This is a genomic window from Nostoc sp. NMS4, assembly GCF_017115095.1.
In the GTDB taxonomy this organism is placed as follows: Bacteria; Cyanobacteriota; Cyanobacteriia; order Cyanobacteriales; family Nostocaceae; genus Nostoc.
Map to the genome: position 1 here is coordinate 1 of NZ_JABXKI010000419.1, position 11339 is coordinate 11339.

The window sequence follows — 11339 nt, forward strand, 5'->3', positions numbered from 1 at the left end:
CAAATACTAAGATAGTTTCCGTGTCACCCCGATCTAATCCATAAGCCAAAGATGCCGCCGTCGGTTCATTGAGAATCCGCAACACCTCCAAACCAGCAATTCTGCCAGCATCACGGGTGGCTTGGCGCTGAGAATCGTTAAAATAGGCGGGGACTGTAATTACTGCCCCTGTCACAGGTTCACCCAAATAGCGACTAGCATCGTCTGCCAATTTCTTCAGCACCATTGCCGAAATTTCTTCTGGCGCGAAATCTTTATTCAGACGGGGACAGGCAATTTTAATATTACCTACTTCGTCTTTGCGGATGGTGTAGGGCACACGCTTAGAATCTGCATTCAGTTCGCCATACTTCCGCCCAATGAAACGTTTAACTGCAAAAAAGGTATTTTGAGGATTGAGGACGGTTTGTCGCCGTGCCATTTGCCCAACCACCCTTTCACCTTCTTTGCTGAAGCCAACTACGGAGGGGGTTGTTCGCATTCCTTCTGCATTGGCAATCACCACCGGCTTGCCACCCTCCATAACGGCGACTACTGAGTTGGTTGTACCCAAGTCGATGCCGACTACCTTGCCCATGCGTTACTCTTCTCCTAAAGTGTCTTATATATTTATTATGATTGGGCGGAACTACCTCTAGTTTTGTGCTACAAGATAAAAACACCTCAATGTATAATACTCATCATTAAGGCAGTAAGCTAAGAAGTGCAGCTAGAGGAGATAGTTGCAAGACTAGGATAGCATTGACGATGATTGGTGTGTCCAAGCAGCCTCAATTCTTGTTATCCAGCTACTTCTGTTTACGGTATCTGCAAATTGGTAAGTTAACCTTAATAATGCTTGCTCTGCTTCTTTGAGTACCGGAAAATCTTAATATTGCAACTCTTTTAACCATTTGAATTTAACCGAGCGATTACAAACTTCCCTAGCTGAGATTGCGCGAGAACGCGATCCTTACATGGCAACGGCTGGACATTTTTTTGTCCAAGAATACATCCGCCAGCAATTTTCCCAATGGGGGAGTGTGGAAATCCACACCTTTGATGTCAGAGGTAAAGCCTGTAATAACTTGATCTTAAATTTACCATCCCCAGCTAGAGGGCAAAAAAAGGATTTACTACCTATTTTAATTGGCGCTCATTATGATGGCGTTCCGGGAACAGTTGCGGCTGATGATAATGCTACAGGTGTGGCAGTGTTGCTAGAATTGGCGAGAAAGTTTGCTGTCGAACCTGTCAGATATCCTTTAAGGCTGGTTGCTTTCGATATGGAAGAATACGGCTTACTAGGGAGTGCTGATTATGCAGCCCTGTTGTATCAACAAAAACAACAGCTACGCTTAATGATCTCCTTAGAAATGCTGGGCTATAAAGATTCTACCCCTGGTTCTCAAAGTTACCCTCCTCCTCTGGAACGCTTCTACCCAGATACAGGTGATTTTATTGCTTTAATTGGCAACTTGCGGACATTGCCTGACTTAATTGGGATGAGCCGTAATATTCGCAAAGCTGGCGTATCTAGTCAATGGCTACCCGTGCCGAATCGAGGTTTAATAGTTCCCCAAACCAGACTTAGCGATCATGCACCTTTTTGGGATTTGGGTTATCCGGCAATGATGGTGACAGATACGGCATTCTTACGAAATCCACATTATCACAAAGCTAGTGATGCGATCGCAACTTTGGATTTAGATTTTCTGACTCGTGTATGTGAAGGTTTAGAGATTGCAATTCGGCAGTTGTAAAAGGATATTACGAGAAGTTTATAGTTTGCCAAACCAGACTTAGCGATCGCACTTATTTTGAGAATGTGATTTATATTTTAATATTCTCAACTTTTTTCAATTGCTTATACTATCTTGTTGCCGCGATCGCGCATTAGGAGTCAAAGTAATTAAGTCGTCAATATTACGCTTCATTGTCTCGCAAATTGCATCTAATGGTAAATCATTAGCGTCATAACCAAAGGGGTTTTCTATCTCTAAGCCAATGGCTTCAATGCCAAACACAGTAAACCCAACCAAAGCAGAAATTAAACCTGTCCACCAACCAAGACTCTGCACGATTTGAAATGGTAGCAGAAAGCAATATAGTATCAGCAATTGCTTCAAATGAATAGCATAAGCAAGCGGCATCGGCGTTTTTAAAATCCGTTCGCAAGCACCTAAATTATCCACAAGATTATTTAATAATTCTTGCATAGATGTTAGCTGATAACTATTAAGGCAATTACGATGATACTGTTGCTGTAAATAATCTCCTATCCAAAAGGCAACTTCTATAGGAGGATTATTCATAATCTTCAGTTTTATGTACTTAGTAGACGGCATTAAGTCTTCTAACTCGCTATTGACAGCTTCTCCTCGTAAATGTAATTTAGTTGTTACAGCAAAAGCTGCTAATAAGTTTAATGCCGTAATTTTATTGTCTTTATCTTCTGGTGAAATTTCATCAACTGATACCCAAATCTGCCGAGCTAGATTTCGGACGTTATTTACTATAGAACCCCAGCATTTTCTCCCTTCCCAAAATCGCTCATAAGCAGTATTTGTCCGAAAGACAAGTAACAAACCTAAAACAATACTAGGAATAACACTTCCTAAAATAGGTTGGGATACAGGTTTGTCAAAATGGTGAAGCAGAGAAATTAAAAATCCGAAAGCTCCACACCATAAAATATGTTTGAAAGTTGCTTTCATTACTGAACCTTTAAGTTGTAATGCTGTGCGTACCCATTTGATTTTTTCGGCTATCATCTAGTCAACCTAATAAGATATTTATTGAATCGATATGTTCAGCATTTATAGCTTAAAAATAATCATTATAAAATTAACACAATTAGTAAAGAGATACTTAAAAAACTATTCTTTTTAATAAGACAATATACTGGTGACTATGTATTGTCTTCTAATTTCTGTCAGGACTTACGCAAAATACCTCTCAAACTCTCATTTCTCCGTGTTCTCTGCGCCTCTGTGGTTAGATTTTTCGTTACCTGTGCGTAAGTCCTATCTGTTATACAATTTTCTTGTCCCGTTAAATACTTGTTATTAGTAGTGACGCAAAGAGTGTTGCGATCGTCAATTAGGTAAACATTATATAAAAGTCAAAAGCCACACCTACGTGACAATTATAAATAAATGTAAAGATTTTCTCGTGGCTGCATAAACTCCGTATTTCATCCCGATAAATCTATAGAAGAAAAGGTATATTCCTATCGATAATGTTAATACAGCATTAATCGGTATCATGTACCCCAGTAAATCAAAAAGTTCTAACCTGTAAAAATCCTGCCCTGTAAATTAAAGGTATAGACATAACTTATTTGGTTGTGTCTTTTTTCTTGTCGTTAGTCTCAAAACGTTGAATTTCAATTAAATAACCATCAGGATCGCGGAAAAAGCAATGGTAAATGTTGTACTTTTCGTTTAGTGTAGGTGGCTTTTCAAATTCGACACCACGTTCTTTGAGATATTCAAACCATTCATCCACCTGCTGTGTTACCAGGGTAAAAATGACACTTGATTGCTTACCTGTTGGAGGAGTTAATTTTTCGCTTGCTTCACATAATCCTAAGTATGCAGAACCACTAATAGTATAAATTCGACAGGTTCCTTGGTCAAGCCATAACTCCAAACCGAGCTTTTGCTCGTAGAATTGTGTAGATGCATTGAGATTATGGGTAGAAAAGAAGGTAACTTGTTGGTCGATTTGCGGAGGAATAGACATAAAACACATTTGAGTATATACCCTAACGACATTGAGCGATCGCAGATGTAAAAATTGATTGATGTTAGAAACCTGTTACTGCTCCAGAATGCCTTAGTGCATCTGGAGTTTCTTTTTGGAAAAAGCCATAAATAAAAATTTTCCCAATCATCCTGATATGCCAAAACATGGCTGAATAAGGATGCATACTGAATTATCTATATTTAACACGGGCATCACTTATTGATGTACCCTTCCTGCCAAACAACTCTCGCAAAACAGCCCCAGATAAACTGAGGCTGTTTTGCGTTAATTCCAACAGAGAAGGAGTGTAAACAAGAATCCTCAAAGACTTTTATCTACATTTGAGTGTATACCCTGATGACGTAGGATTTTCTCAAGGTGAAAATTTGGTATAGGTAAATGCGTATCTTTCCTGACTCCAGATTTGTCACAAACATTTCTGGAGTTTTTTCATTACTGGAGTTTGAAATCAGTAATCTAGTACCGCAAGGCGGAATTAAAAATTCAAAATTAATACAGCGTAAGCGTTTCGTTAATCTGGAATGGGTGGTTTATTTACGCCGTGCTGTACTAGTCTAAACTCAAGTAAATATTTGATTTTGATTATGAACGCGCAGATTATAGCTGTGCAGTAAAATAAATATAAATTAGGAATTTTTATAAAAATTACTGAGAAAGTATAGAAATCTCAAATTCTACTCCTCGGAGAGACATACTACAGCTACAACCTTCGGAAAGGGTGCATCCCAGTTTTTATTTTTCCAAAAAAGGTAAATGAAGCATAAGAAGGTAAAGGAATAATCCAGGCGATCGTTTTAATGGGAAGCGTCATGACTGAGGAAGAAAACCAACTTTTAATCCAACACGCTCGTGCGCTCGCGAAAATACTCGACAAAAATGCTCCGGTTGAGTAACTGACAAGCGTCACGGTTGATTGAAGAAGTAGTGCGCAGTCAAATGCAGGAACATATAATTAATGCCAGAAGTAGGGGTTTTTTATCGAAAATGTCACAGGAGAAAACACAGGACACAGACGAGAAGTGAAGAAGGCAGGAGGCACTTATGTTGCAAGAGCGTGTAGGCTTCAGACCTACACCTGGAAGAAGAACTAACTAAAACAGTACGATTGTTCTACAATCAACCGATTAAAGATAGTATTATTAAGGACTGTTTCATCAGAAACTCCCTCTTCGCCGCCCAATATGTCAGACCAACAGCTAGCAGCATCCTTGAATGGACATCTTCCGTACCCCAGCCACAACAGCCAGAATACCATTCGGATTCGGGGTGCTAGGCAGCATAATCTGAAAAATATTGACTTGGAATTGCCACGCGATCGCCTAATCGTATTCACTGGCGTTTCTGGGTCTGGTAAGTCTTCTCTAGCCTTTGACACGATTTTCGCTGAAGGTCAACGTCGCTATGTGGAATCCCTCAGCGCCTACGCACGGCAATTTCTCGGACAGTTAGATAAGCCGGATGTGGAGGCGATTGAAGGTTTAAGTCCAGCAATTTCTATTGACCAAAAGTCAACGTCTCATAACCCGCGTTCTACTGTGGGTACGGTGACGGAGATTTACGACTATTTACGGCTGTTATTTGGTCGGGCTGGCGAACCCCATTGTCCGATATGCGATCGCTGTATTGCACCCCAGACAATCGATGAGATGTGCGATCGCATTATGGAATTACCAGACCGCACCCGCTTCCAAATCCTAGCGCCGGTTGTCAGGGGGAAAAAAGGCACACACCGTAAGCTTTTGTCAAGTCTGGCTTCCCTTGGTTTTGTCCGCGTGCGAATCAATGGCGAGATCCGCGAACTGTCAGATTCCATTGAATTGGATAAAAATTTTACTCACACCATCGAAGTGGTAATTGACCGCTTGGTGAAAAAAGATGATATCCAAGAGCGTTTGGTTGATTCCCTGTCCACGTGTCTCAAGCAATCGGGTGGGATTGCTAATATTGTCATTAGTCAGCCGTCATCTGTCATTAGTGATAACCAAGACCAAATGACAAGTGACAAAGGACAAAGGACAAATGACAAAGAAGAAGAATTAGTATTTTCGGAAAACTTTGCTTGTCCAGAACATGGCGCGGTAATGGAGGAATTATCGCCGCGATTGTTCTCTTTTAACTCGCCTTATGGTGCTTGTCCCCACTGTCATGGAATCGGGACTTTAAGGAGATTTGCGCCAGATTTGATCGTACCTGACTGGGAAGCGCCGGTTTACGCTGCGATCGCGCCTTGGTCAGAAAAAGATAATTCTTATTATTTGGAATTACTTTATAGTGTGGGACAGCTTTATGGGTTTGAGTTACAGACAAATTGGGGCAAGCTGACTGAAGAACAGCAGCAAATTATTTTGTATGGCGAGAAAGATGAACGAGCCGCAGAAGCACAGAGAAAGCAGAGTTTTAAGGGTGCTATTCCAATTTTACAACGACAATATGAGGGTGGTTCGGAATTAATTAAGCAAAAATTAGAGCAGTATTTAATCGATCAACCGTGTGAAGTTTGTCTGGGAAAACGGTTAAAACCGGAAGCGTTGGCGGTGAAGTTGGGACAATATGGAATTTTAGATTTGACTACCGTATCAATTGGGGATTGTCGAGAGAGAATTGATCAATTTAAGTTGAGCGATCGCCAGTTACAAATTGCTGATTTAGTTCTGCGAGAAATCAAAGCTAGATTGCAATTTTTGTTGGATGTCGGTTTAGATTATCTCACCCTTGACCGTCCCGCCATGACCCTTTCTGGTGGCGAAGCCCAACGAATTCGTCTAGCAACGCAAATTGGTTCTGGTTTAACAGGAGTTCTCTATGTTTTAGATGAACCGAGTATTGGTTTGCATCAACGAGATAATGGCAGGTTGCTTAAAACTTTAACGAAATTGCGCGATTTGGGTAATACATTAATTGTCGTTGAACACGATGAAGAAACAATTCGCGCAGCTAACCACATTGTTGATATTGGCCCTGGTGCTGGAATTCACGGCGGAAATATTATCGCCCAAGGTGATTTTCAGGCATTATTAGCAGCAGAAGATTCCTTAACTGGTGCATATTTATCAGGTAGGCGAGTAATTACCACACCAGCAGAACGCCGCGAAGGAAATGGGCGGAGTTTGGGAATTAAAAATGCTCATCGTAACAATTTACAAAATATAGATGTAGACATTCCATTAGGTAAACTTGTCTCCATCACTGGTGTATCTGGTTCTGGTAAATCTACTCTAATTAACGAGTTACTGTACCCATCTTTGCAACACCATTTAACTAAGAAAGTTCCCTTACCCAGACATTTGGATAAAATTCAGGGATTAAACGCGATTGATAAAGCGATCGTGATCGATCAATCCCCAATTGGACGCACACCACGTTCTAACCCTGCAACTTACACAGGAATTTTCGATGCGATTCGGGATGTATTTTCCCAAACAGTCGAAGCCAAAGCTAGGGGTTATAAACCTGGACAATTTTCTTTTAACGTTAAAGGTGGACGTTGCGAAGCTTGTAGCGGCCAGGGTGTGAATGTTATTGAAATGAACTTTCTCCCTGATGTTTACGTGCAATGCGAAATTTGTAAAGGTGCAAGATACAACCGCGAAACTTTGCAAGTGAAGTACAAAGATAAGTCTATCTCTGATGTTCTGAGAATGACAGTTGAAGAAAGTTTAGACTTTTTCCAGAATATCCCGAAAGCGATCGCGCGTTTACAAACTTTATTTGATGTCGGTTTGGGTTATGTCCAACTAGGACAACCTGCGACTACTTTATCTGGTGGGGAAGCGCAACGGGTAAAATTGGCAACAGAATTATCTCGACGCGCCACAGGTAAGACACTTTATTTAATCGATGAACCGACAACGGGGTTATCTTTTTATGATGTCCATAAATTGTTAGATGTGTTGCAACGATTGGTAGATAAAGGCAATTCTATATTAGTAATTGAACACAACTTAGATGTAATTCGTTGTTCGGATTGGGTGATAGATTTGGGGCCAGAAGGTGGCGATAAAGGTGGAGAATTGATTGCTGTCGGTACACCGGAGGAAGTTGCAAAAAATCCCAGGTCTTATACTGGGCAATATTTACAGCAGGTGCTAAAACAATATCCGGCGGTGAAAAAATAGAGTTTTTGTCTCAGCTAGTACTTACACACAGGTAACAAAAATCGAACCACAGAGGCGCAGAGAACACAGAGAAATGAGAGTTTGAGAGATATTTTGTGAAACAAGACATAATGACTTATACTTCACCCAAACTACTTACCTTCGAGGAATTTATCGCTCAATATGGTGATAATGCGCGCTACGAATTAATTGACGGACAACTAAGAGACATGGAACCTACAGGGCCACACGAAGCTGTTGCAGGTAGTATTGCTGGGAGAATTTATGTCGAAATTTTTAATTCTAATTTCAATTGGCTAGTTCCAAAAACTTGTTTGATTAAACCACCTGCGGCTGAAGCTACAGCACTGCGTCCTGATGTAATTGTTTTAGATCGAGCAGAACTTAGTAAAGAACCACTCTGGCAAAAAGAACCGATTATTTGTAACGGCAATACAATCAAACTTGTTGCTGAAGTTGTAAGTACTAATTGGCAGGATGATTATGCTAGAAAAGTGGAAGAATACGCTTTTCTTAACATTCCAGAATATTGGATAGTGGACTTTCGTGGCTTGGGTGGCTTGCAATTTATTGGTAATCCCAAACAACCTACCTTTACTGTTTGTCAGTTAGTTAACGGTGTGTACCAGCAGCAACAATACCGTTTAGGAGATACTATTTCTTCTGATGTCTTGACAAATTTACAACTTAAGTTAGACGACATTATGCATATTTGAACTGGGAAATGGTTTGGTGAGATAAGAGCGATCGCTACGGTTTTCTAAGCTAGAATACCAAAGTTGTATTTATACACAGCCGACAAGTCAATTTTATGAATTATTACGTAATCTACGACGGGAATTGTAATCTCTGCGTTAGTCTGGTGCAATTGTTAGAAACTTTAGACAAGGGAAAGCTGTTTCGCTATGCTCCCATGCAAGATGAGCAGACACTTTTACAGTGGGGAATTTCAGCCCAAGATTGCGAACAAGGGGTAATTTTAATTGATGGCAATCTACCTCAGAGACGTTGGCAAGGTAGTAATGCAATAGAAAAAATTGGCTGGTTATTGCCATCTGGAAGTATATTTGTAGACGCTTATCGAGCATTACCGGGGATGAAATGGACAGGCGATCGCTTTTACGAGCAAATCCGCGATCACCGCTACGCACTCTTTGGTAAACGTTCTAATACATATCAATCATCGTACTGTGTGGATGGTAGCTGCTAATTGCAAAACCTACTCCCGCAACTCTACTTTAGACAGAGTTCTTTGCTAAGAAATTCAATCTTCCGGTGCTAGCGAAAAGTCTGCTAGACCAACCATTATGCTATCTGGCGTGTTTGTAAACATTGTGCAATCAATGACATTTGCGATCGCGCCAGAATTTGGCACAACAAAGAGTTTGACGGGAGGATACTGCGTGAAAATTGGTGCTAACTACTTGGGTAACGGAGAGTGCGAATTTACAGTTTGGTCTCCGCTATTAGATAGCGTCACGGTGCAAATTTTGACCCCAGAACAGCAGTTAATTCCCCTCAAGCCTCAATCTGAGGGATACTGGCACACGAAGGTCAACGATGTGTATCCGGGTACGCTTTATCAATATGTCTTGAATGGCCAAGACAGTTTTTCCGATCCAGCGTCGCAGTATCAACCGGAAGGGGTACATGGTCCGTCGCAAATTGTCGATCATCACTTTGAGTGGACTGACGAAGGATGGGCGGGTATTCCTGTGGAGTCGATGATTTTCTATGAAGTTCACGTTGGAACATTCACGCCGGAAGGAAGTTTCACCGCCATCATTCCTCGTTTACCAGAACTGAAGGAACTGGGAATTAACGCCATCGAAATTATGCCTATCTCCCAGGTTCCGGGAGATACTCATATTGAGGCAACTCTTGCATATCGCAACTGGGGTTATGACGGCGTTTATCCCTTTGCTGTCCAAAATTCCTACGGTAGCCCAGCCGAACTCAAGCAACTGGTAAATGCTTGCCACCAACATAATATCGCCGTTGTGCTGGATGTGGTGTATAACCACTTTGGGCCAGAAGGCAACTATATGAGTCAGTTCGCACCCTACTTTACCAAAACCTATAAAACGCCGTGGGGCGAAGCAATGAATTTCGACGATGCTCATAGTCAGGGTGTGCGAAATTATTTTATCGAAAATGCGCTTTACTGGTTGGGTGAATTCCATATAGATGCATTGCGGCTGGATGCGATTCAAGCAATTTATGATTTAGGGGCGAAGCATTTTTTATGGGAATTGGCGGAAGCAGTTCATCACTTTTCACAACAAGGGCAAAGATGGAAACGCCATTTAATTGCCGAAAGTGACTTGAATAATCCGCAAATAATTCGTCCAGCAGAACTGGGTGGATATGGACTCGATGCTCAATGGAGTGATGATTTTCACCATGCGCTGCATACACTGTTGACAGGCGATCGCCAAGGATATTATCAAGATTTTGGGCAGTGTGCTGATTTGGCAAAAGCTTATAGCGATACTTTTATCTACGATTGGAAATACTCGCCCGATCGCAAACGATTTCATGGTATATCTTGCCGCGATCGCTCTTTATCACAGTTTACAGTCTGCATTCAGAATCACGATCAAATCGGCAATCAAATGAAGGGAGAACGCCTCAGTCAGCGAATCTCTTTTGAAGGATTAAAGTTAGCTGCTGGCGCTGTGCTGCTATCACCCAACTTACCCCTGTTATTTATGGGAGAAGAATATGGCGAAACTGCACCCTTCATTTACTTTGTTAGTCACTCCGATCCCGATTTAATTCAAGCAGTTCGAGCCGGACGCAAAGAAGAATTTGAAGCCTTTCACTATGCAGACGATCCCCCAGATCCAGAATCGGCAGAAACTTTCCTCAAGTCTAAACTTAATTGGGAATTACGCAATCAAGGTAAGCATAAAGTTCTTTGGGATTGGTATCGCCAGTTAATTAATTTACGCAAGACACATCCCGCACTTTTGAATCAAGACCGCAATTTCATCGAAGCGACTAGCGATGAAGAGAAACAGTTGGTTATGGTGCGGCGTTGGTGCGAATCGAGTGAACTAATTTTTGTAATGAATTTCAATTCGTCTCCAGTGAGAGTGGCTTTGCCGTTTGAGCATAATGCTAATAAATTGTTGGACTCTGCTGATACCTCATGGTCTGGGCATGGTTCTGAAACTGCTGAACATCTGTCTGTAGGCCAAGAAGTGAAATTGCAACCTACTAGTTTAGTACTCTATGAAAAAGGATGAGGGAAAGAGTTAGAACTTAAAGGCTTAAGGTTCGAGCTTAAAGGCTTAATGTTAGAGCTTAAAGGCTTAAGGTTTGAGCTAAGAGGTTGTTTGAAAAGTGGTTGGCTGTGATTTTAGGTACTTATTGATCCCCCCTTAAAATTTACCCCACCCTAACCCTCCCCTTGCAAAGGGGAGGGAACTAGATTTTCCGGTTTCCCCCCTTTGCAAGGGGGGATTAAGG

At 41.3% G+C, this 11339-nt stretch carries 8 protein-coding genes and 1 pseudogene; 6 read left to right on the top strand and 3 right to left on the bottom strand.

Annotated features, from left to right (window positions below; all coding sequences use genetic code 11):
* Positions 1–577 (bottom strand): Hsp70 family protein (locus tag HWQ37_RS33540; protein WP_292755585.1); only part of this gene is annotated, 577 nt, incomplete at its 3' end.
* Positions 578–893: 316 nt separating this feature from the next.
* Here HWQ37_RS33540 and HWQ37_RS33545 point away from each other — a divergent pair.
* A complete protein-coding gene (locus HWQ37_RS33545; RefSeq protein WP_292755587.1) occupies positions 894–1742 on the top strand; it encodes a M28 family peptidase in 849 nt (282 codons plus the stop codon).
* Positions 1743–1838: 96 nt separating this feature from the next.
* Here HWQ37_RS33545 and HWQ37_RS33550 read toward each other — a convergent pair whose 3' ends face one another.
* Both HWQ37_RS33550 and HWQ37_RS33555 read right to left on the bottom strand, forming a co-directional pair.
* Positions 1839–2753, bottom strand: coding sequence for a bestrophin family protein (locus tag HWQ37_RS33550; RefSeq protein ID WP_292755589.1), 915 nt, complete (start codon positions 2751–2753; stop codon positions 1839–1841).
* A 565-nt stretch (positions 2754–3318) separates the two neighbouring features.
* The gene (locus HWQ37_RS33555; protein WP_292755591.1) at positions 3319–3726 is read right to left on the bottom strand and encodes a VOC family protein; all 408 of its coding nucleotides are present in this window, start codon (positions 3724–3726) and stop codon (positions 3319–3321) included.
* An 833-nt stretch (positions 3727–4559) separates the two neighbouring features.
* Here HWQ37_RS33555 and HWQ37_RS33560 point away from each other — a divergent pair.
* The 5 genes and pseudogenes from HWQ37_RS33560 to treZ all read left to right on the top strand — a co-directional run.
* Positions 4560–4774: pseudogene (locus HWQ37_RS33560) on the top strand (ISKra4 family transposase); the annotation flags it as partial.
* Positions 4775–4931: 157 nt separating this feature from the next.
* Positions 4932–7865: an excinuclease ABC subunit UvrA gene (gene uvrA, locus HWQ37_RS33565; RefSeq protein ID WP_292755593.1), complete on the top strand. Its 2934-nt coding sequence runs from the start codon at positions 4932–4934 to the stop codon at positions 7863–7865.
* 110 nt (positions 7866–7975) lie between these two features.
* On the top strand, positions 7976–8581 hold the full coding sequence (locus HWQ37_RS33570; protein WP_292755597.1) for a Uma2 family endonuclease: 606 nt from the start codon (positions 7976–7978) through the stop codon (positions 8579–8581).
* Positions 8582–8676: 95 nt separating this feature from the next.
* Positions 8677–9075 carry a thiol-disulfide oxidoreductase DCC family protein gene (locus HWQ37_RS33575; RefSeq protein WP_292755595.1) on the top strand — a complete coding sequence of 133 codons (399 nt, stop codon included), beginning with the start codon at positions 8677–8679 and terminating at the stop codon, positions 9073–9075.
* Between the two features lie 193 nt (positions 9076–9268).
* Positions 9269–11116 (top strand): malto-oligosyltrehalose trehalohydrolase, encoded by a 1848-nt coding sequence (treZ, locus tag HWQ37_RS33580; RefSeq protein ID WP_292755599.1) that lies wholly within the window; start codon positions 9269–9271, stop codon positions 11114–11116.
* The last annotated feature ends 223 nt before the right edge of the window (positions 11117–11339 follow it).

Coding starts and splice junctions, on each gene's coding strand:
- HWQ37_RS33550 (WP_292755589.1), bottom strand. CDS start 2,753: ATGATAGCCGAAAAAATCAAATGGGTACGCACAGCATTACAACTTAAA.
- HWQ37_RS33555 (WP_292755591.1), bottom strand. CDS start 3,726: ATGTCTATTCCTCCGCAAATCGACCAACAAGTTACCTTCTTTTCTACC.
- uvrA (WP_292755593.1), top strand. CDS start 4,932: ATGTCAGACCAACAGCTAGCAGCATCCTTGAATGGACATCTTCCGTAC.
- HWQ37_RS33570 (WP_292755597.1), top strand. CDS start 7,976: ATGACTTATACTTCACCCAAACTACTTACCTTCGAGGAATTTATCGCT.
- HWQ37_RS33575 (WP_292755595.1), top strand. CDS start 8,677: ATGAATTATTACGTAATCTACGACGGGAATTGTAATCTCTGCGTTAGT.